Source organism: Pseudomonas sp. SR18, assembly GCF_023701505.1.
In the GTDB taxonomy this organism is placed as follows: domain Bacteria; phylum Pseudomonadota; class Gammaproteobacteria; order Pseudomonadales; family Pseudomonadaceae; genus Aquipseudomonas; species Aquipseudomonas cyclaminis.
Map to the genome: position 1 here is coordinate 1 of NZ_JAMQAU010000012.1, position 21,689 is coordinate 21,689.

At 61.5% G+C, this 21,689-nt stretch carries 18 protein-coding genes; 5 read left to right on the forward strand and 13 right to left on the reverse strand.

What is annotated here, in order from left to right; all coding sequences use genetic code 11:
• Nucleotides 1-134 precede the first annotated feature (134 nt).
• Both motB and motA read right to left on the reverse strand, forming a co-directional pair.
• Nucleotides 135-1,151, reverse strand: coding sequence for a flagellar motor protein MotB (gene motB / locus NDJ82_RS17845; RefSeq protein ID WP_099583684.1), 1,017 nt, complete (start codon nucleotides 1,149-1,151; stop codon nucleotides 135-137).
• Nucleotides 1,152-1,154: 3 nt separating this feature from the next.
• Entirely contained in the window at nucleotides 1,155-2,006 is an 852-nt protein-coding gene (motA, locus tag NDJ82_RS17850; RefSeq protein WP_099583685.1) for a flagellar motor stator protein MotA, read from the reverse strand.
• A gap of 167 nt (nucleotides 2,007-2,173) precedes the next feature.
• On the opposite strand from motA, the gene NDJ82_RS17855 reads away from it, so the two are divergent.
• Genes NDJ82_RS17855 through asd form a run of 3 tightly spaced genes read left to right on the forward strand, consistent with a single transcriptional unit; the run spans nucleotide 2,174 to nucleotide 5,458 of the window.
• Nucleotides 2,174-3,709, forward strand: a complete 1,536-nt coding sequence (locus NDJ82_RS17855) for an HDOD domain-containing protein (protein ID WP_099583888.1) — start codon at nucleotides 2,174-2,176, stop codon at nucleotides 3,707-3,709.
• A 57-nt stretch (nucleotides 3,710-3,766) separates the two neighbouring features.
• Nucleotides 3,767-4,582 carry a rhodanese-like domain-containing protein gene (locus NDJ82_RS17860; protein WP_250925991.1) on the forward strand — a complete coding sequence of 272 codons (816 nt, stop codon included), beginning with the start codon at nucleotides 3,767-3,769 and terminating at the stop codon, nucleotides 4,580-4,582.
• 15 nt (nucleotides 4,583-4,597) lie between these two features.
• A complete protein-coding gene (gene asd, locus NDJ82_RS17865) occupies nucleotides 4,598-5,458 on the forward strand; it encodes an archaetidylserine decarboxylase (protein WP_099583687.1) in 861 nt (286 codons plus the stop codon).
• Between the two features lie 55 nt (nucleotides 5,459-5,513).
• Here asd and serB read toward each other — a convergent pair whose 3' ends face one another.
• Nucleotides 5,514-6,728: a phosphoserine phosphatase SerB gene (gene serB / locus NDJ82_RS17870; protein ID WP_099583688.1), complete on the reverse strand. Its 1,215-nt coding sequence runs from the start codon at nucleotides 6,726-6,728 to the stop codon at nucleotides 5,514-5,516.
• A 133-nt stretch (nucleotides 6,729-6,861) separates the two neighbouring features.
• Between serB and NDJ82_RS17875 the strand changes: the two genes are divergently transcribed.
• Nucleotides 6,862-8,388, forward strand: a complete 1,527-nt coding sequence (locus tag NDJ82_RS17875; protein ID WP_099583689.1) for an AhpA/YtjB family protein — start codon at nucleotides 6,862-6,864, stop codon at nucleotides 8,386-8,388.
• Nucleotides 8,389-8,558: 170 nt separating this feature from the next.
• Here the strand turns inward: NDJ82_RS17875 and NDJ82_RS17880 are convergent, their stop codons facing one another.
• The 8 genes from NDJ82_RS17880 to NDJ82_RS17915 form a co-directional block, all read right to left on the reverse strand.
• Nucleotides 8,559-9,269: a PqiC family protein gene (locus NDJ82_RS17880; protein ID WP_177411506.1), complete on the reverse strand. Its 711-nt coding sequence runs from the start codon at nucleotides 9,267-9,269 to the stop codon at nucleotides 8,559-8,561.
• Between the two features lie 176 nt (nucleotides 9,270-9,445).
• Nucleotides 9,446-11,710, reverse strand: a complete 2,265-nt coding sequence (gene parC, locus NDJ82_RS17885; protein ID WP_112193112.1) for a DNA topoisomerase IV subunit A — start codon at nucleotides 11,708-11,710, stop codon at nucleotides 9,446-9,448.
• A gap of 73 nt (nucleotides 11,711-11,783) precedes the next feature.
• On the reverse strand, nucleotides 11,784-12,779 hold the full coding sequence (locus tag NDJ82_RS17890) for an esterase-like activity of phytase family protein (protein WP_250925992.1): 996 nt from the start codon (nucleotides 12,777-12,779) through the stop codon (nucleotides 11,784-11,786).
• Nucleotides 12,779-14,683, reverse strand: a complete 1,905-nt coding sequence (parE, locus tag NDJ82_RS17895) for a DNA topoisomerase IV subunit B (protein WP_099583693.1) — start codon at nucleotides 14,681-14,683, stop codon at nucleotides 12,779-12,781. The genes NDJ82_RS17890 and parE overlap by 1 nt, the downstream gene beginning before the upstream one ends.
• A gap of 54 nt (nucleotides 14,684-14,737) precedes the next feature.
• The gene (locus tag NDJ82_RS17900; RefSeq protein WP_099583694.1) at nucleotides 14,738-15,346 is read right to left on the reverse strand and encodes a YqiA/YcfP family alpha/beta fold hydrolase; all 609 of its coding nucleotides are present in this window, start codon (nucleotides 15,344-15,346) and stop codon (nucleotides 14,738-14,740) included.
• Between the two features lie 49 nt (nucleotides 15,347-15,395).
• Entirely contained in the window at nucleotides 15,396-16,211 is an 816-nt protein-coding gene (gene cpdA / locus NDJ82_RS17905; RefSeq protein WP_191946928.1) for a 3',5'-cyclic-AMP phosphodiesterase, read from the reverse strand.
• 98 nt (nucleotides 16,212-16,309) lie between these two features.
• A complete protein-coding gene (locus NDJ82_RS17910) occupies nucleotides 16,310-16,759 on the reverse strand; it encodes a DUF1249 domain-containing protein (RefSeq protein ID WP_003171323.1) in 450 nt (149 codons plus the stop codon).
• The gene (locus NDJ82_RS17915) at nucleotides 16,750-17,367 is read right to left on the reverse strand and encodes an NUDIX domain-containing protein (protein ID WP_250925993.1); all 618 of its coding nucleotides are present in this window, start codon (nucleotides 17,365-17,367) and stop codon (nucleotides 16,750-16,752) included. The genes NDJ82_RS17910 and NDJ82_RS17915 overlap by 10 nt, the downstream gene beginning before the upstream one ends.
• 192 nt (nucleotides 17,368-17,559) lie before the next feature.
• Between NDJ82_RS17915 and NDJ82_RS17920 the strand changes: the two genes are divergently transcribed.
• A complete protein-coding gene (locus NDJ82_RS17920) occupies nucleotides 17,560-18,297 on the forward strand; it encodes an RsiV family protein (protein ID WP_250925994.1) in 738 nt (245 codons plus the stop codon).
• Here the strand turns inward: NDJ82_RS17920 and cytX are convergent.
• Both cytX and thiC read right to left on the reverse strand, forming a co-directional pair.
• Nucleotides 18,266-19,555: a putative hydroxymethylpyrimidine transporter CytX gene (gene cytX, locus NDJ82_RS17925; RefSeq protein WP_250925995.1), complete on the reverse strand. Its 1,290-nt coding sequence runs from the start codon at nucleotides 19,553-19,555 to the stop codon at nucleotides 18,266-18,268. The genes NDJ82_RS17920 and cytX overlap by 32 nt on opposite strands.
• 145 nt (nucleotides 19,556-19,700) lie before the next feature.
• On the reverse strand, nucleotides 19,701-21,590 hold the full coding sequence (gene thiC, locus NDJ82_RS17930) for a phosphomethylpyrimidine synthase ThiC (RefSeq protein ID WP_099583699.1): 1,890 nt from the start codon (nucleotides 21,588-21,590) through the stop codon (nucleotides 19,701-19,703).
• Nucleotides 21,591-21,689: the final 99 nt, after the last annotated feature.

A 21,689-nucleotide genomic window follows, 5' to 3' on the forward strand; every position in this document is an offset into this window, starting at 1 on the left:
GTGGATGAGTCGGTGCTGATCTACAACGGGGAGCGGCCGCACTTATCCCTGAAATACAAAACGCCCGATGCGGTGCATCAGGCGTTTTGAGACTCAAACAGGTGTAAACCTATTTCAGGACTAGACATACTGTCTTAGGAACCCGCCTTAGGCACCGTAGGATCCTTCATCCCACCATCATCAAACAGATTCAGCTTCTGCCGCAGTTCGTGGGCCGGCAACGGCTCCTGCCCCGGCGGGATGGCGTTCGGGTCAGTCGGCACTTCGCCGGGTGCGCCCGCGCCTGGGGTTGGCACAACGGGCGGCTGATCACCTTCAATCGCACGCTGGGCCTTTTTGGTCAGCACCACGATGTCGATACGCCGGTTGATCGGATTGAACGGATCCTTGGGCTCGAATAGCTGCGAGGAGGCAAAACCCACCACGCGCGCCACTTGCGGATCGGGGTAGCTACCTGCCACCAACGCACGGCGGGCGGCGTTGGCGCGGTTGGCCGAGAGTTCCCAGTTGCCGAAATCACCCTGGCCGGCATACGGCTTGGCGTCGGTGTGGCCGCTGATGCTGATCTTGTTCGGCACCGCCTTGATGGTGTCAGCCATGGCCAGCAGGATGTCTTCGAAGTAAGGCTTGAGCCGCGCGCTGCCGGAATCGAACATCGGCCGGTTGGCGGCATCGGTAATCTGGATGCGCAGGCCTTCGGGCGTGATCTCGAACGAGATCTGATCCTTGAATTTGAGCAGCTGCGGATTTTCATCCACCTTGGTCTGCAACTCTTGCAGCAACAACTCCAGGCGTTCCTGCTCGACCTGCTCGGCCATGCTCTCGACCGTGTCACGCTCGATCGGGATTTTTTCCTGCGGGGCCTCGGTCTTGACCTCTGGGTTGATGGTGCGCTCAGGCGCCAACTGCGGCGAGCCGCCCAGGTCGATCACAAACGGCGTACCACTTTCCGAGAAGCCAATCGGGTCTTTGAAGTAGCCGGCGATGGCGATCTTCTGTTCGGGCGTGGCGGTAGACATCAGCCACAGCACCAGGAAGAACGCCATCATCGCCGTCGCAAAGTCGGCGAAGGCGATTTTCCAGGCGCCACCATGGTGCCCCGCAGCGAAGCGCTTGACGCGCTTGATGATTATCGGCTGGTTGTTTTCCATGGCTTAGCGACCGCGAACCGCTTGTTCCAGCTCGGCGAAGCTTGGGCGATGCTTCGGGTACAACACCTTGCGACCGAACTCGACCGCCAGCGATGGCGGCATGCCGGACGCGGACGCTACCAGGCTGGCCTTGATCGATTCGTACAGGTTGATTTCTTCCTTGGCATCGTGAGCCAGGGAGGTGGCCAGCGGGCCGAAGAAACCATAGGCCGCGAGAATACCGAAGAACGTACCCACCAGCGCCGCACCTACGTGCATGCCGATGGCCGCTTGGTCACCTTCGCCCAGGGATGCCATGGTCACCACGATACCGAGCACCGCCGCAACAATACCGAAGCCAGGCATGCCGTCGGCGATGCCGGTCACGGCGTGGGAAGGGTGTTCCAGCTCTTCTTTAAGGCTGAACAATTCCATGTCGAACAGGCCTTCCAGCTCGTGGGGGGCCATGTTGCCGGAGGACATGATGCGCAGGTAGTCGCAGATATAGGCGGTCATGCGCTCATCTTTGAGCACGGCCGGGTATTTGGCGAAAATCGGGCTGGCGGCGGCGTCCTCGATGTCGGCCTCGATGGCCATCATGCCTTCGCGGCGGCTCTTGTTGAGGATCTCGTACACCAGGCCCAGCACTTCCAGGTAGAAGGTGTGGGTAAAGCGCGAACCGAACATGGCCAGCGATTTCTTGACCACGTGCATGGTCATGTAGCCGGGGTTGGCCTGCAGGAAGGCGCCCAGTGCCGCACCACCAATGATCAGCACTTCGAAAGGCTGGATCAGTGCCGCAATTTTACCGTGGGACAGGACGTACCCGCCGAGCACGCTCGCGAAGACGACGATGATGCCGATAATTTTAGCCATAGGAGATGAGTACTTGCGCCGTCGGGTTCATGGACATATTTGGGGGAACTGGAAAACTCTTGTTCCTCTTATCGGCAAAACTGCGCCAGACTATAGCCCGTTAAGGCGAAAAGCCAGTTCGGCCCGCTCCGGGCGTGTTGACCGCAAGTGATGATCGCGCCCCAATCATGGCTAATGAAACGACAGTCCCATCTGTAAGACCTTCCTCTCTCGCCGCTTGGATCAAGCGTCTGGACGACGTACTGCTGCCTGTTCCTCAGGCCAGCCATGACCGGGTGTGCAAAGCCATCCGCGACAGCCGCAGTTCGTTGCGAGATATTGCCGAACTGATGCAGAACAGCCCCGCCCTGGTGCTCAGCGTGATGCGCGAGGCCAACAGCCACACCCATGGCAGCCTGGCGGAACCGGCGGAAAACCTTGAAGTGGCGCTTAACCGCCTGGGCCTCAAGCGCGCCGAAGAACTGCTCGCACGCCTGCCCTCGTTGCCCGCTCAAGAGATTCCCGTGGCATTGCGCCAGCTGCTGCTGGTGAGCCAGCACGCGTCGCAGCAGGCCAACGGCTTGTTCGGCAGCCGTCTGGCGCGGCTCTGGCAGGACATTCACTGGGGCAGCCTGCTGTTTCTGTCGCCGCTGTGGCCGATGGCCGTTGCCTACCCCAAACTGCTTGAAGAGTGGGAACTGCGCGTCATCCATAAAGGCGAGCCTGCACGCAAGGTCGAGCAGGAACTGTTCGGCGTGCGCCTGCTGGACCTGTGCCTGGGCCTGACCGAAGCCTGGCACCTGCCGATCTGGGTATCCCAGGGCTATACCCTGTTGCTGCGCGAACAACGTTTGCTGGTCAAGGCGCTGCATATCGCCCGCGAAGACGACCCGTTGCGCCACCAGCAATTGCTCGACGCCGAACCCAATCTGCGTCGCTGGCTTAACCAGCCGGCCAATACCGTGCTGCTGGCCAATGGCCTGGCGATGTCGGCCCAGGAGTCCTGGACCTGCCCGCACACCCAACGCTGGCAATACCTCACCGCCCTATACCTGCAACAGCCCTTGGCAGAGGTGCAGCAACACTCTCACCAACAAGCCGTGACCAGCGCCCGCACCGCCCTGATGCCCGACCTCTGGCACCCGGCGCTGTCGCTGATCTGGCCGTGGCACGTACAGAAGATCCATCGCGGCCTGCTGCCGGCGCCGCCACCGACTGCCGAGGCCCTGGCCGTTTGGCGCAACCGCTGCACCGAACTGCTCGTAGAGCCGAGCCGCTTTGCCAACGCCATGCATTTGACCACCTGCGCCAAGGAAGCCCTGGTGGCCAGTGGCATGCAGCGTGTCCTGTTGTTCATGGCCGATCGCGCCCTGAGCACCTTGCGCGTACACCAGGCCGACGGCCTGCCCAAAGACGCGGCCAACCTGAGCCTGGACGTGGTCAACAGCACGCTGCTGCAACGCCTGCTGGAAAAATCCGCCCAAGTGCGCCTGACGCCGGACAACCACGCGCAGTTCTCGGCCTTGCTGCCGCCGATCCTGCGCCGCCTGTTCACCGGTGAACACCTGCTGTTGCGCTCGATGAGCTGCAATGGCCGCGTGGTGATGGTGATGGTCGCCGACCAGGGCGGCGGGCCGTTCTCGGAAACCACCGTGCAGGCCTTCGGCAAAACCGCCCAATGCATCGAGAAAGCCCTGCACAGCTTTACCAACCGCAGCGCCTGATGCTTGCGCTACAATCGCCGTCCTTTATCGCCAACATTTGTGCCCAGGAGACCTCACATGCCTGACTTCTCTGGCTTGCCGCTGGTGATCGAATCCAGCGACCTGCTCGGCAGACTGGATGCCGAGCACCTGATTCTGGTGGACCTCACCAGCGCCGCCCGCTACGCCGAAGGGCATATCCCCGGCGCGCATTTCGTTGACCCCAAGCGCACCCAACTGGGCCAGCCGCCGGCACCCGGCCTGCTGCCCAATAAAGCCGACCTGGAAAAACTCTTCGGCGAACTGGGCCACACGCCCGACGCCACCTACGTGGTGTACGACGACGAAGGCGGCGGCTGGGCCGGGCGTTTTATCTGGCTGCTCGACGTGATCGGCCACCAGAAATATCACTACCTCGATGGCGGCCTGCTGGCGTGGCTGGAAGATAAGCACCCTGTTTCCACTGATGCCCCAGCTCCGGTCGGCGGCCCGGTCAGCCTCACGTTGCACGACGGCCCCACCGCGACCCGCGAATACCTGCAAAGCCGCCTCGGCGCGGCCGACCTGGGCATCTGGGACGCACGCGGCCCGCTGGAGTACTCCGGTGAAAAGGTGCTTGCCGCCAAAGGCGGGCACATCCCCGGCGCGGTGAATTTCGAGTGGACCGCCGGCATGGACAAGGCACGCAACCTGCGTATCCGCCGCGACATGCCGCAAATCCTTGAAAACCTCGGGCTGACGAAAGATAAAGAAATCATCACCCACTGCCAGACTCACCACCGCTCTGGCTTCACCTACCTGGTGGCCAAGGCGCTCGGTTATCCGCGAGTCAAAGGTTATGCCGGTTCCTGGGGCGAATGGGGCAACCACCCCGACACCCCCGTTGAGATTTAAGGTTTAAGGACAGTTATGAAAAAGCAGTTGTTTATCCTCAGCCAGTACTTGCTGCCGCACCACCTGCTGTCGCGCCTGGCGGGCTGCATTGCCGAGTGCCGCGTGCGTTGGTTCAAGAATGCATTCACTACCTGGTTCGCCAAGCGCTACCAAGTGGATATGTCTCAAGCGTTGGTTGAAGACGTGACCGCCTACGAGCACTTCAACGCCTTCTTCACCCGCGCCCTCAAGGATGGCGCGCGCCCACTGGACCCAACTCCAGGCGCGGTGCTCAGCCCGGCCGACGGTGCGGTCAGCCAGCTCGGACCGATTGAACATGGTCGTGTGTTCCAGGCTAAAGGCCATAGCTTCAGCGTGCTGGAGTTGCTGGGTGGTGATGCGGCTGTAGCAGCACCGTTCATGGGCGGGGATTTTGCGACAGTTTATCTGTCACCCAAGGACTACCACCGCGTGCACATGCCACTGGCCGGCACCCTGCGGGAAATGGTCTATATTCCGGGCCGCATCTTCTCGGTCAACCAGACCACCGCCGAAAATGTGCCGGAGCTGTTTGCGCGTAACGAGCGCGTTGCCTGCATCTTCGACACCGAGCGTGGTCCGATGGCCGTGGTGTTGGTGGGTGCGATGATCGTCGCGTCGATTGAAACCGTATGGGCTGGCCTGGTAACACCACCAAAGCGCGAGCTGAAAACCTTCCGCTACGACGAAGCCGCACGTGCGCCGATTCACCTGGAGAAAGGCGCGGAGCTAGGCCGCTTCAAACTGGGTTCGACCGCGATTGTGCTGTTCGGGCCGGATCAAGTTAAGTGGTCTGAAGAACTGCTGGCGGGTTCGCCTGTGCAGATGGGTCAAGGCATCGCACTGCCGAAAGCGTAATTCCAGAGCGGTAAAGATCCAATGTGGGAGGGGGCAATCCCCCTCCCACACTCATTTACAGCTGACCGTCGCGGTCGCGAAAGCCCAGCAGATACAGCACGCCATCCAACCCCAACGTCGAAATCGCCTGCTTGGCCGATTGCTTGACCAACGGCTTGGCACGGAACGCTACACCCAAGCCGGCAATCGCCAGCATCGGCAAGTCATTCGCGCCGTCGCCGACCGCAATGGTCTGCTCAAGACGCAAGCCTTCCTTGTGGGCCAACTCCTTCAGCAGATCCGCTTTGCGCTGTGCGTCGACAATCGGCTCCACCGCCACGCCCGTCACCTTGCCATCCACCACTTCCAGCTCATTGGCGAACACATAGTCGATGCCCAGCTTGGCCTGCAATTGCTTGGCGAAGTAGGTGAAGCCGCCGGACAGGATTGCAGTCTTGTAGCCCAGGCGCTTGAGTTCGGCGAACAGGGTTTCGGCGCCTTCAGTCAGGCGTAGCGAGGCACCGATAGAGTCCAGCACGCTGACATCCAGGCCTTTGAGCAGCGCCAGACGTTCTTTGAAACTGGCGCGAAAGTCCAGCTCGCCGGCCATGGCGCGCTCGGTGATCGCCGAAACCTGCTCACCCACGCCCGCGGCCTTGGCCAGTTCGTCGATGACTTCCGCTTCGATCAGCGTGGAGTCCATGTCGAACACCGCCAGGCGACGGTTGCGACGGAACAGCGAGTCTTCCTGGAAGGCGATGTCGACATTCAGCTCCTGGGCCACGCTGAGGAATTCGGCGCGCAAGGCCTGCGGATCGGCCGGTTCGCCGCGCACGGAGAACTCGATGCAGCCCTTGCCCTGGTCAGCAGGCGTGTCCAGGGGCATGCGGCCCGACAGACGGTCGATATGGTCGATATTAAGGCCGTACTGCGCCGTGATCGAGCTGACGCGCTGCAGTTGTTCGGCGGTGACCTTGCGGGTCAGCAACGTGACGATATGGCGCTTCTTGCCCTGGCCGGCCACCCAGTGCCGGTAATCCTCTTCGGATACCGGGGTGAAACGCACCTGTTGGTCGAGCTTGTACGCGGTAAAGAGGATGTCCTTGAGCACTGACGAGGCCTGCTCGGTGCTAGGGATTTCCACCAGGATGCCGAACGACAGGGTGTCGTGGATCACCGCCTGGCCGATGTCGAGAATGTTCACACCACCCTGGGCCAGCACACCGGTAATGGCAGCGGTAAGACCCGGACGGTCTTCGCCAGTGATGTTAATCAGGACAATTTCGCGCAAGGCGCACCCCCAGGCTGGAAAAAAACCGCATTCTACCCACTTTCAGTGACCATCGGGCACAGCCAGCGCTTTGCCGGTCTTGGGCCTGTCGCTATACTGCGCGTCAACTTCACGGACCGAGAGCCGAGCGCAAGTGAACCGGCCCACGCCAGTAAAAACCGATAACTTCTTCCTGCTGATCTTCCGGGCACTGCGCCACCGCCGTGTACCGATCGCATTACGCATCGCCAGCCATAACGTGATCCTGGTCGCCCTGGCCCTGGTGATCTATGCCTGTGTGATGGGTTTGCAGTTCAAACAGGCCATGCACGAGCAAGCCGACGCCCTGGGCGAGAGCCTGACCACCCAGACCGCCACCTCGGCGACTGAGCTGTTGGTGTCCAACGACATCCTCAGCCTCAACGTGCTGCTCAACAACCTGACCAAAAACCCGCTGGTGGCCCACGCCGCGATCTACAGCGTGGACAACCGCATCATGGCCGAAGCCGGGCAGCGCCCGAAAAACGGCCTGCTGGGTGAAGCCGAAGGTCTGTACCAGAGCAACATTACATTCCAGGATGTGAAGGCCGGCCAACTGCGCATCAGCCTGGACATGCAGCAATTCCAGCAGCCGATGACCATCAGCCTGCAAAGCATGGGCATCCTCAGCGCGATCCTGCTGGCACTGGCACTGGCCTTGAGCCTGCGCCTGGGCCGGCATATCTCCACGCCCTTGATGCAACTGCGCATCTGGCTGCGAGATATCGACGAACATACCCCGGCCACCGACCGCCAGGATGAGATCGGTGACCTCGCCCGCCAATTGCACGCCAGCTTCGCGCCGGAGCCAGCGCCCAAGGCTGAGCCGGAACCTGAGTTCGACGACACCGATTACGACGACGAGCCAGAGTTTGAAGTGCGCAACCTGCGAGATCCAGGCTTCGATGAAAGCGCGCCGGTGGCAGGTCTCAAACCCGCTACACGCAAGGTAATCCAGGCCGAAGAAGACGAGCTGGACGACGAAGACCCCTTCGCCGACCTGCGCGACACCTCGGTCAGCAGCCCGGCCATCGCGCCCAAGCCGGTACCGGCAAGGAACACCGAGCCCCAGCACAGCGCCGTACTGGCCGTGCAACTCGGTGCCCAGGACCAACTGCGCCGCCTGCCCCGCGCACGCCTGACCGAATTGCTGGAACGTTATCGCGATTGCCTCGACCAGGCCGCCTCGCTGTACCAGAGCGAACTGCACACCCTGAACGATGGCAGTACGCTGATGCTGTTCCACAGCGAAGACAGCGGCGAAGACTACCTGACCAACGCCATCTGCTGCGGCGAGTTGCTGCGCGCCCTGGGCCATGCCCTGCAGATCGAAGTGGCGGACAGTGGCATCACCCTGCAACTGCAACTTGGCTTGACGGTAGGTGACGACCTGTTCGGCATGAGCCAGATCGACCTGCTGCTGACCGAGATCGCCCAGGACGCCCTGGCCCTGTCGCAACACAGCCGCAACCTGCTGCTGGTGGAGCGCAAGATCAGTGAGGACACGCTGATCCGCCAACGCGCCCGCATCCGCCCGATTGCCAGCCCTGAAGGCGCAAGCTGTGTGGAGCGGCTGATGGAGCCGTACCCGTCGATGCTGGAGCGCCAATTGGCGCGGATGCACGAGACCCGCAAGCCCTGAAGAACACTGCAGGGCTAATGTGGGAGGGGGCTTGCCCCGATAGCGGTGGTTCAGTTAATGATGTGCCAACTGATACTCAGCCATCGGGGGCAAGCCCCCTCCCACATTTAATCGCACACAAATAAAAAGGCCCGCTGAATGAGCGGGCCTTTTTATTTGTGCGATTCAGATCAGAACCTGAACACTTCCATATCCGTACGGATCGGCGTAGCCATCGGCATTTTAGGCTTCTGCGGTTCTGCTGGCCTGGCCTGCACCGCCGGGGCTTGCTTGCGCGGCGCCTCGGCAATCGGCGGCTGGTTGGCCAATGGCTTGAGGGCCACCGACAACTGCTGCGCCAGGTTCTGCAACAACACGCCCTGGGCCTGGACCTGCGACGCGGTAGTACCGGCGTGCTGCTCCTGCAAATGCACGATGCGGCTGTCGCGCACCTGGCCACGACGGTCGATCAAGCGCCACTGCGCATCGAGGATCGCCGGTTGCGAAGTCCCCGAATCCAGCCGCGTAATGGTCAGCAAAACCTGCACATCCGGCGAAAAACCGGCGGGCGCAGGTGAGAGGACCACACGTTGGCTGTCCAGATGACCGGCTACCTGGCGCAGCATCAGCTGGTTGATGTCGGACGACAAACTGCCCGCCCAACGACCATCGGTGGAACCTTGCAGGCTGCCGTCGTTCTGACGTTGCAGCAGGGTTTCGCGTTGCAGGTAGTCGGCGACAACCACCGGGCCCAGCAGAACCGCCATACCCGCACTTTGTGCGGGTTGCGCCGGACTTCCGCTGTCCAGCTGGTACAGCGACACCGGTTGGTGTGTGCTGCAACCCGCCAGCCCCAAAAGGCCAGCGAGCATCAAAAATAGAGGAAGGCGTGGAGCAGTCATCATCCCATCCAGGTGGCTGCCACAAGGCGAACCACAATGTAATACTAAAAATAACCTAAACACGCTCGGCCACGCCGGCGCTGGAAAGGCCATATCATCCGTGAATATGCGCCGTGACTCCAGCGCCAAAGCGTCGATCTACGCTTTAAATCGTAGATCGAGGGCTCTAGTACGCCTTAAACGGGCGTTTCCACCAGCAATGCGTCTACCCGCTGGAAACCTCGCGGCAGTTTATTACCACGCCGACCACGCTCGCCCTTGTAGTGCTCAAGGTCATCGGGACGCAGCGACAGCGTGCGTTTACCGGCCTGAAGTACCAAAGTAGCGCCCTCCGGGATCACTGCGATGTCGGTCACGTACTCTTCGCGACTGGCCACCCGCTCCCCTGGAATACCAATAATCTTGTTGCCCTTGCCTTTGCCCAGCTGCGGCAGATCGCTGATCTTGAACACCAGCAAGCGCCCTTCGGTAGTCACCGACGCCAGCCAATTGCTCTCACGGTCATCCACCGGTCGCGGCAAGATCACCTTGGCGTTGTTCGGCAGGCTCAACAGCGCCTTGCCCGCCTTGTTCTTGGCCTGCAGGTCTTCACCCTTGACCACAAACCCGTAACCGGCGTCGGAGGCGATGACATACAGCGAGTCATCATCCGGCAGCAGCACGCATTCAAAATTCGCCCCTGGCGGCGGCGTCAGACGCCCGGTCAACGGCTCGCCCTGCCCCCGCGCGGACGGCAAGGTGTGCGCCGGCACCGAATAGCTGCGCCCCGTGGAGTCGATAAACACCGCAAACTGGTTGGAACGCCCGGCTGCGGCGGTTTTAAAGCCATCACCCGCTTTGTAAGACAGGCCAGTGGCGTCAATATCATGCCCTTTGGCTGAACGAACCCAACCCTTTTCCGACAGAACGACGGTAATTTTCTCGTTAGGCAGCAGTTCGGTTTCTGTCAGCGCCTTGGCTTCAGCGCGCTGCACGATTGGCGAACGACGGTCATCGCCATAGGTTTCGGCGTCTTTGATCAGCTCGCTGCGCACCAGCTTTTTCAGCTTGGCTTCGCTGCCCAGCAGGGCTTGCAGCTTGGCTTGTTCCTTGAGCAACGCGTCCTGTTCGTCACGTAGCTTCATCTCTTCCAGTCGCGCCAATTGACGCAAGCGGGTGTCGAGGATGTAGTCAGCCTGGATCTCGCTCAGCTCGAAGCGCGCAATCAACTCGGCTTTCGGGTGCTCGGCGGTACGGATGATGTGGATCACTTCATCCAGGTTGAGATAGGCGATCAGCAAGCCATCCAACAGGTGCAGGCGGCGTTCGACCTTGTCCAGGCGGAATTGCAGGCGGCGACGAACGGTCTGTACCCGGAACTCCAGCCACTCCACCAGCAGGTTGCGCAGGTTTTTCAGCTGTGGCTTGCCGTCCAGGCCAATGATGTTGACGTTGACCCGGTAGCTGGACTCAAGGTCCGTGCTGGCGAACAGGTGCTGCATCAGCACTTCGTGATCGACCCGGCTGTTGGTCGGAATGATCACGATGCGGCATGGGTTTTCGTGGTCGGACTCATCACGCAGGTCGGCGACCTGAGGCAGTTTCGACGGTTTGGCCTGCATCAGCGCGGCGATCTGCTCCAGCACCTTGGCGCCGGACACCTGGTGCGGCAGCGCGGTGACAATAATGTCGCCGTCCTCGATGTGGTAGACGGCGCGCATGCGCACCGAGCCCTTGCCGGTTTCGTACATCTTCAGCAGGTCGGCACGCGGCGTGATGATTTCCGCTTCGGTCGGGTAATCCGGACCCTGGATATGCTCGCAGAGCTGCTCGACCGTGGCTTTTGGCTCATCCAGCAAACGCACGCAAGCCGTGGCGACTTCCCGCAGGTTGTGCGGCGGTACGTCGGTGGCCATGCCAACCGCAATACCGGTGGTGCCATTGAGCAGGATATTCGGCAAACGTGCAGGCAACACCAGAGGCTCGTCCAGAGTGCCGTCGAAGTTCGGGCCCCAATCCGCAGTGCCCTGGCCGAGTTCGCTGAGCAGCACTTCCGAGTAACGCGACAAACGCGCTTCGGTGTAACGCATGGCGGCGAAGGACTTGGGATCATCCGGCGCGCCCCAGTTACCCTGGCCATCTACCAGCGTGTAGCGGTAGCTGAACGGCTGCGCCATCAGCACCATGGCTTCATAGCAGGCCGAGTCGCCGTGGGGGTGGAACTTACCCAGCACGTCACCGACGGTACGCGCCGACTTCTTGTGCTTGGAATCGGCATCCAGGCCCAGCTCGCTCATGGCGTAGATGATGCGCCGCTGCACAGGCTTGAGGCCGTCGCCGATATGCGGCAAGGCACGGTCCATGATCACGTACATGGAGTAGTTGAGGTAGGCATTTTCGGTGAAGTCAGCCAGCGACCGGCGCTCTACGCCGTCTAAGCTGTCTGCGAGGATGTCACTCATGCGGGCCTCATCATTGTTTGGTAAGGCGCAGCGGAAATGCCGCTGCGCCGGGTCAATTCAAGTGTTTGATCATTCACGGCTGGGCACTCCAGCCGCCGACCGGGGCGGCAAAACGATAGACCACCGGGCGTTTTTCACCATCGGCGCGGGGGCCGAAGTTGTTGTCGATACCCAGCCATGCGCCCTCAGCGTCCACCACCAGGGCTTCAGCCAGGCCATAGGGCTGGGCGTAACGCCGCTCGGGCGTCAGGGTTTCGTCGGCAAACGACCAGCACAGCTCAACCTTGGCCGTGACCGCATCGCGGCGGCAAATCTGGAACGCGTTGCGCTCCAGGGTGAACAGCTTGCCGTTGAACAGGGAAAGATCAGCGAAATCCTTGGACACAGCCTTGGCGTCGGTGAACTTCACCGGCTGTACTTCCTGGCCGGCCTCACTCAACAACACGCACGCGCCGTCACAATCCCACAGGCTTTGCGGGCGCTTGATGGAAATCAAGCCGCGCCGCTCGCGCTCCGCCGCCAACCAGATCTGATTGCCTTGCGGGTTCACCGCCAAGCCTTCGAACAAGGCATTGAAGTGCAGCAACATGCCACTGGCCCGCGCTTCACGCACCATGCCTGGGGCAATCTTCAGCCATTCAGGCGCGCCCGTGACCGGCACCTGCAGCACCGCCGCATGGGCTTCACTGACGATGTAGCGATTACCGGCGGCATCGCAGCTGATTCCTTCAAAATCCAGGTCGCCACCGCGAATGAACGAAGCAGCCTTGGTGCGCGAACGCAGCCCCCACGGCAGGCCGGATTCCGGCACGGGCGGGACAGCGATTTTCAGCGTTTCGGCCTGCCAGGTCGGCGCGCTGATATCCAGGCGGTAGATCTGGTCGTCGTCACGGTCGGAAACCGTCCACAACTCCTTGCCGCACATAGCCAGACCCGACAGGTTGCCGCCGCGCATGCCGTCCACCGGGTGCTCGGACACGAGCTTGAGCTCTGCCACGGGCGCAGCCACCACCGGGGTGGCCGCCAGCCCGCTCAACATCAGGATCGCCAGGGCGACGCCTGTGCGCATCAGCCCAGCACCTCGGCCAGGTTGCCTTTGGATTCCAGCCACGCCTTACGATCCGGCGCACGCTTCTTCGCCAGCAGCATGTCCATCATTTCCGAAGTGCCGGCGTAGTCTTCCAGGGTCAACTGCACCAGGCGTCGGGTGTTCGGATCCATGGTGGTTTCACGCAATTGCGGCGGGTTCATTTCGCCCAGGCCTTTGAATCGCGTGACCTGTGGCTTGCCGCGCTTCTTCTCGGCAACCAGGCGGTCGAGGATGCCGTCGCGCTCGGCTTCGTCCAGGGCATAGAAAATCTCCTTGCCCAGGTCAATGCGATACAGCGGCGGCATGGCGACGTAGACGTGACCGGCATCCACCAGCGGGCGGAAGTGCTGTACGAACAGCGCACAGAGCAATGTAGCGATGTGCAGGCCGTCGGAGTCGGCGTCGGCGAGGATGCAGATCTTGCCGTAGCGCAGTTGGGCGATATCCGCCGAACCTGGGTCGACACCAATGGCCACGGCGATGTTGTGCACTTCCTGGCTGGCCAGGACTTCACTGCCGTCGACTTCCCAGGTGTTGAGGATCTTGCCGCGCAACGGCAGGATCGCCTGGAATTCCTTGTCCCGCGCTTGCTTGGCGGAACCGCCGGCGGAATCACCTTCCACCAGGAACAGCTCGGAACGCATCGGATCCTGCCCGGCGCAATCGGCCAGTTTGCCGGGCAATGCCGGGCCCTGGGTGATGCGCTTGCGCTCGACCTTCTTGCTGGCCTTGAGGCGACGGCCAGCGTTGTTGATCGCCAGTTCGGCCAGGGCCAGGCCCAGCTCAGGATGCTCGTTGAGCCACAGGCTAAAGGCGTCCTTGACCACACCGGAGACAAATGCTGCCGCCTCACGGGACGACAGACGCTCTTTGGTCTGCCCGGAGAACTGTGGCTCCTGCATCTTCATCGACAGCACGAACGCGATGCGCTCCCACACGTCTTCCGGCGCCAGCTTTACACCACGCGGCAGCAGGCTGCGGTATTCGCAGAATTCGCGCATGGCATCCAGCAGCCCCTGGCGCAAACCGTTGACGTGGGTGCCGCCCTGGGCGGTGGGGATCAGGTTGACGTAGCTTTCCTGCACACTGTCGCCGCCCTCGGGCAACCACAGCAGCGCCCAGTCGACCGCTTCTTTATTACCGGCCAGGCTGCCGCAGAACGGCTCGTTTGGCAGGCGTTCGAAGTCGCTGACGGAATCTTCCAGGTAGGAGCGCAGGCCGTCCTCAAAGTGCCATTCGACCTTCTCGCCGGTGCCTTTGTCTTCAAAGGTCACCAGCAGGCCCGGGCACAACACGGCCTTGGCCTTGAGCACATGCTTGAGGCGGCTGATGGAGAACTTCGGCGAATCGAAGTATTTCGGGTCCGGCGCAAAGTACACGCTGGTGCCGGTATTGCGTTTGCCTACGGTGCCGATCACTTCCAGGTCGGTGGCTTTGTAGCCATCGGCGAAGGTCATCTGGTACTCGTTGCCATCGCGCTTGACCTTGACCCGCACCAGCGTCGACAGGGCGTTGACCACGGAAATACCCACACCGTGCAAGCCACCGGAGAACTGGTAGTTCTTGTTGGAGAACTTGCCGCCTGCGTGCAGCTTGGTGAGGATCAGCTCGACGCCCGACACGCCCTCTTCCGGGTGAATGTCCACCGGCATGCCGCGACCATCGTCGGACACTTCCAGGGAATGGTCAGCGTGGAGAATGACGTGCACCGACTTGGCGTGCCCGGCCAAGGCTTCGTCGACGCTGTTGTCGATGACTTCCTGGGCAAGGTGGTTCGGCCGACTGGTGTCGGTGTACATGCCGGGGCGTTTGCGCACCGGGTCGAGGCCCGAGAGGACTTCGATGGCGTCGGCGTTATAAGAGCTAGCGCTGGGAGTGGCCATGGGGTCTCGTCGTGAGTCGTTCGATTAAAAAGTAACCTGCGGTTTCCAAGGCAATTACAGTGCCGAAAAATCGAAGGATTGATACTGATCTGCGCCAATGCCGGCAAAGCTGAGCAGCGCCGGCAATTGCTGGGCGAACCCTTGGTAACCATGGTCGCCACCGGCCTGGATGCGCAAGGCACAGGCCCGGTAATACTGCTGGGCGAGGCGATAATCCAGGGTTTCATCCCCGGTCTGCAACCACACCTGGTAACGCGCCGCGTCCTGGGGCGCCGGCACTTCCAGCTCGGCCAGCGCCGTGACGTGGTCGTGGGTCAATTCCCAGGTTTCATCGGTGTAGAGGTTCTTCTGGGTGCCCAGGTAACCGTCGAACATCCGATGGGGGCTCACCGCCGGGTTGACCAGCAGCGCCTTGAGGCCATGGCGCTCGGCAAGATGGGTTGCATAGTAGCCGCCGAGTGAGCTGCCGACCAGCAGTGGCCGCCCCAGTTGGACAATGGCCTCCTCCAACTGAGGAATGGCCTGACGCGGGTGGTGATGCAGGGCCGGCACACGCAGTTGGTCGGCCAGGCCGAGGCTGTCCATCACGGTGATGAGCTGACTGGCCTTGTTGGACGCCGGCGCACTGTTGAAACCGTGGATATACAGGATCGAAGCAGACATACCGGGCTCTCCGTGCTTGCGCCAAAAGGGCGCAGTTTACAGGTAAATCTCAGTAGCCGTTGCTACCGTAATCCACCATAAACGCGAAGCCGGCCAGCCGCTCTACACCAGTTTCCAACCGTCCGTCGGCATGCAAGCGCAGCCAACGATACCCTGGCGCGTCCTCACTGACCTTGAAGTCCTCGCTGCCCGGAGCGAACTGGATACAGGTGGACGGCGATGCCAGCAGGCGCACGCCGTTGCGCTCACGGTCGATTTCCTGATGCACATGACCCCAGAGTACGGCCTTGACCTGGGGGAAGCGGTCCAGCACGGCAAACAGCGCCTCGGGGTTGCGCAGGCCGATGGGCTCCATCCAGGCACAGCCGATGGACACCGGGTGATGGTGAAAGCACACCAGATGGTGACGGTTTGGCGCTTCGCTCAGAGCCTGAGCCAGTAGTTGCAGTTGTTGGTCTTGCAGGTAACCCGGCACGGAACCGGGTACGGCGGAGTCCAGCAGGATGACCCGCCAGTTGCCCACATCCACCACCGGCTCCAATAAATCGCTGTGCACGGCGGCGTGGGCCATGATTTGCGGTTCGTCATGATTACCGGGAATCCAGCGCGCCGGGGCGTCGATCTGCCGGGTCATGTCACGAAACTGCTGGTACGACTCCAGCGTGCCGTCCTGTGACAGGTCCCCCGTGGCCAACACCAAATCGATGTGCGGCTGCTGCGCGCGCACCAATTCGATGACGCCTTGCAGGCTGTCACGGGTATTCATGCCCAGCAGCGTGCCGTCGGCCTCGGCAAACAAATGACTGTCGGACAGTTGCACCAGCAATACCGGTGCATCGGGGTTCACGGTGGATACGCTCGGCAAGGCGCTCTCCCAAGGCAATCACAGGAATGGACAATTGGGGCGATTATGCTGGGGCAGAACGCAAAGAGGAAACCCGGGGAAGCAGACGCAGTTCACATCTACCGCACAACCTCAAACTCATGGCCCAGGGCCAGGCAATGGCTCAACCACTCACCGAGGAACACATTGAGCTGCGCTTTCTCATCGGGCTGGTGCATGAACACGTTGGGGTAAGGATAGATGCTGCGAAAGCGTCGTGCATGTTCGGCGCTGATCACTTCCGCCATACGGGCGTCGTGGTAGACCTGCACTTCCAGTTGCGGCACCGGCAACCAAGGCAGGCTGTGCTCCTGGCGCACGCGCAGGGTGGTGGTGTATGGGCAGTTGACGATGACTTCCAGGGCCAGCACGCCGAGCATCTGGTCGCCATGGGTAACGCCGATACGCCGCGCCTCGGGGGCGTGGCGCATGTCGGGCAACAGGCGCATCAGCCGCGCATAGTTGGCTTCGCAGGCGGCTTGCAGCCCGATCAGGTCGACTCGATAACGTTCCCGCGCCTTTACTGCCATAACCCCCTCACTTCCGCGCGATTAAGCGCAAGCCATTGCAGGGCGATAATGCTGGCTGCGTTGGAAATCTTACCGTCGCGTACCGCTTGCAGGGCATCTTCGAAGGCCCAGACGGTGACGCGGATATCTTCTGCCTCTTCTTCCAGTCCATGGACACCACCGGCACCGACGCTGTCGCAATGGCCCAGGTACAAATGCACAAACTCGGTACTGCCACCGGGCGACGGGAAATACTTGGTGATCGGCCACAGCGCGGAGAACGTCAGCCCAGCTTCCTCCTCGGCTTCGCGCTGTGCAACCTCCTCTGGCTCTTCATCCTTGTCGATCAGCCCCGCGACCATTTCCACCAGCCAAGGATTGTTGCTGCGGCCCATGGCGCCTACTCGGAACTGTTCGATCAATACCACTTCATCGCGCTGCGGGTCGTACGGCAGGACACACACCGCGTCGTGACGGACGAAGACTTCGCGGTTGATTACACGACTCATGCCGCCATCGAACTTTTCGTGGCGCAGTTGCACGCGATCAAGCCGGTAGAAGCCCTTGTAGGCAGTGTCGCGCTGAACAATTTCGATGGTGCTCGGCGTCGATTTTGCGGTGTCCGTCATATCCTTTCCTCGTTATGCCTGAGCAATTCGCGCCATCCTAACGCGCTCGCGCCCTAGGATGCAGCCCCTTTCCGGTTGCCGGGATAGACGGCGGCGGTCAAACTCACTCTAATCAGCTTAGTGGCGAACTGACTGCCTTGCAGGTAGTCGAAGCTGCACAATTTCGCTCTTATCGATAGACGAAGGACATCCATGTCGCTTTTAAAAATCGCCTCCGTGGCCTGCATCGCCTTGACCCTCGGCGCCTGCCAAAGCCTGTTCCAACCCGACTGGCGCACCCCGCTGGAAGCCACCCGCGACACCACCGAACAAACCCGGCCGGGCTGTGCCAGCGCCGATTGCGCGTTGGTGAATATCGACACCGTGCACTTTGCCAAAGACCCCAAGCTCGACGCCTTGATTGAACAGCGCCTGCTGGAAATGACCGGCGCCAACCCGCTGCCGACCAGCCTTGAGAGCTATCGCGAGCAATTCCTGAAAACCGCGGCGCCCAGCAACAGCATGTATTTGCAGGCCAAGGTACGGGAGCAGCATGACGGCTTGGTGATTATCGAACTGTCCAGCTACCTGGATCAGGGCGCCACCCATGGCGAGCCGGGCCGTGCGTTCATCAACTATTCGCGCCAGCAGCAAAAAGCGCTGTCGCTTACCGATATGCTACTGCCGGGCAAAGAAGACGCCTTCTGGAAAGCCGCCCAGGTGGCGCACAACAGTTGGCTGATCAGCACCCGCCTGAGCCTGGAACCGGAGTTCGTGAAAACCTACCCCTTCCAGAAAACCCCGAACGTGGCGCTGACCTATGGTGGCGTGGTCCTCAAGTACCCCACCACCACCATCGCGCCGTATGCCTTGGGCCATGTCGAGTTGCAGATTCCCTATTCGCGCCTGGAAGGCATCCTCAAGCCTGAGCTGGTGCCTGCGCGCCGCTGAAGGCGCGACCCAGGATGAACTGCAGCAACCCTGCCAGCACCAGCGCCGGCAGGGTTGCGCCGACATCCGGGTACAGATTCGCCAACAGGTGGTAAGTGGCGATGCCACCCAGCCAGGCCAGCAACGCCGACCAATGCAGGCTGGCGACCACACCCTGGCCACGACGGCGCAGGATGAAATGATCCACCAGCACCACACCGAACAACGGCGCGAACACCGAGCCGATCAACAGCAAGAAGTTCTGGTACTGCGCCAACGGCGCAAAACAGGCGATCAAGGTGCAGATCACCCCGATAGCCAATGCCAGGTGCTCGACTTTCAAGCGCAACAAAATCCCGCTGGACACCGCCGCCGAGTGAATATCGGCAAAGGCGTTTTCCGACTCATCCAACAGGATCAGCAACAGCGGAATCCCCAGGCCCGCACCCGCCAACGCCAGGAGCAGCGCGTTCACTTCGCCGCTTGGCGCGAACGCCAGGGTATAGGCCACGCCCAGGCTCATCAGCCAGAAATTACCGATAAAGAATCCCAGCGCGGTGCCGCCGAAGACACTTTTGGCGCGCTTGCCGAAACGGGAGTAATCGGCAATCAGCGGCAGCCACGACAGCGGCATGGCGATGGCAATATCAAAGCCCACCGCAAATGGCAGCGAACCGTCACCGGCCTGAGCCCATAACGCGGCCAGGTCGGCCTTGGCAAACAGGTTCCAGGTCAGCCACACGCAGGCGGCGAGCAGCAGCCAGATGCCCCATTTGCGCAGGATCTGGCGCACAAAGGTCAATGGACCGCTGACTGCCAGCAAGGTCGCCAGGCCGCCAAAAAACAGCGTCCACAACACAGGACTGGCCATCAGGCTGCCCTCGCTGAATGCCCGCGTGCCCAGCAGGCTGGCGGCATCGCGCATCACGATGATTTCGAACGAGCCCCAGCCGATCAGTTGCAGCAGGTTCAACAACGCCGGCAGGCTTGCGCCCTTGGCGCCGAGGCTGAGCTTGAGCGCGGCCATGGCGGACAGGCCGGTATCGCTGCCGATCACGCCGACGGCGGCCAGCAAGAGCACGCCGACCAGGGTGCCGAGAAAGATGGCCAACAATGAACCGCTAAGGCCCAGGCCCGGAGCGAGCAACGCGCCGGTTTGCAGGACCATCAGGCCGATGCCAAGGGAGAACCACAGGGAGAACAGGTCGCGGGCGCCGAAGACTCTTTTGTCAGCAGGCACCGCGATGTCGGGGGAATAGGTGCTGGGTTGAATGCTCAAGGGTTTTATCTCTGAAGAACATTTGTTGTTTGGGAGATAGCAATCGGGGGCAAGCCCCCTCCCACAGTTTTGAAAGTGTTCACACTTCAAATGTGGGAGGGGGCTTGCCCCCGATGAGGCCGGCACAGTTACCGCCAACCCCGGATCAGACCTTCTTGTACAGCTGACTCCCCTCCTGCTTGAACCGCTCCGCCTGCTCCGCCAGCCCCTTGGCCACATCCACATCCACAGCGTCAATGCGCTGGTTGGCCGCGTATTCACGCACTTCCTGGGTGATTTTCATCGAGCAGAACTTCGGCCCGCACATCGAGCAGAAATGCGCGACCTTGGCCGAGTCCTTCGGCAGGGTTTCGTCGTGATAGGAACGTGCGGTGTCCGGGTCCAGGCCGAGGTTGAACTGGTCTTCCCAACGGAACTCGAAGCGCGCCTTGCTCAAGGCGTTGTCGCGGATCTGCGCGCCCGGATGACCTTTTGCCAAGTCTGCCGCGTGGGCCGCGATCTTGTAGGTGATGATCCCGGTCTTCACGTCATCCTTGTTCGGCAGGCCCAGGTGCTCCTTGGGCGTGACGTAGCACAGCATGGCGCAGCCGAACCAGCCGATCATCGCCGCACCGATGCCGGAGGTGATGTGGTCGTAACCCGGCGCGATGTCGGTGGTCAACGGGCCGAGGGTGTAGAACGGCGCCTCGTCGCAGCATTCAAGCTGCTTGTCCATGTTCTCCTTGATCAACTGCATCGGCACGTGGCCGGGGCCTTCGATCATGGTTTGCACGTCGTGCTTCCAGGCGGTCTTGGTCAGTTCACCGAGGGTTTCCAGTTCGCCGAACTGCGCGGCGTCATTGGCGTCGGCAATCGAGCCAGGGCGCAGGCCGTCGCCGAGGGAGAAGCTGACGTCATAGGCCTTCATGATTTCGCAGATTTCGTCGAAATGCGTGTAGGTGAAGTTCTCTTTATGGTGCGCCAGGCACCACTTGGCCATGATCGAACCGCCACGGGACACGATGCCGGTGACGCGCTTGGCAGTCAGCGGCACGTAGCGCAGCAAAACGCCGGCGTGGATGGTGAAGTAGTCGACGCCCTGCTCGGCCTGTTCGATCAGGGTGTCGCGGAACAGCTCCCAGGTCAGGTCTTCGGCGGCGCCACCGACTTTTTCCAGGGCCTGGTAGATCGGCACGGTGCCGATGGGCACGGGCGAGTTGCGGATGATCCACTCGCGGGTTTCGTGGATGTGCTTGCCGGTGGACAGGTCCATCACGGTGTCCGACCCCCAGCGAATGCCCCAGGTGAGTTTCGCCACTTCTTCTTCGATGGACGAACCCAGGGCGCTGTTGCCGATGTTGCCGTTGATCTTCACCAGGAAGTTGCGACCGATGATCATCGGCTCCAACTCGGTGTGGTTGATGTTGGCCGGGATGATTGCGCGGCCACGGGCGATTTCTTCGCGCACAAACTCGGGGGTAATGATTTTCGGCACGCTGGCGCCGAAGCTGTGGCCAGCGTGTTGCTGGTCCAGCAGGCCACTGGCGCGGGCCTCTTCAAGCTTCATGTTTTCGCGGATGGCGACGTATTCCATCTCGGCGGTGATGATGCCTTTGCGTGCGTAGTGCATCTGGGTGACGTTGGCACCGGCCTTGGCGCGGCGCGGGTTCTTCACGTGGGCAAAGCGCAATGCGGTCAGTTCGGCGTCGCTGAGCCGTTGCTGGCCGAAGTGCGAGCTCAGGCCGGACAGGCGCTCGGTGTCGCCGCGCACTTCAATCCACGGCGAGCGCACATCGCCCAAGCCTTTGCGCACGTCGATGATCACATTGGGGTCGGTGTACGGCCCGGAGGTGTCATAGACCACCACGGGGGCGTTGATTTCACCGCCGAAATCGGTGGGGGTCACGTCCAGGCTGATCTCACGCATCGGCACACGAATGTCCGGGCGAGTGCCCTGCACGTAGATTTTTTGCGAGCGGGTAAACGGCTGCACAGAGCCGGAGTCGACCTTGGCCGATTCACTTAAATGCACAGTATTTTTTAGTTTTGTCGTCATCACGGGCTCCAACTTATCCAGGCGGTGGATTTTTGTCGGAGCGAACCTGTGACGGATGGACGCACTGAAACCAGTGCTGTGCTTGGCGCACGAGGACTG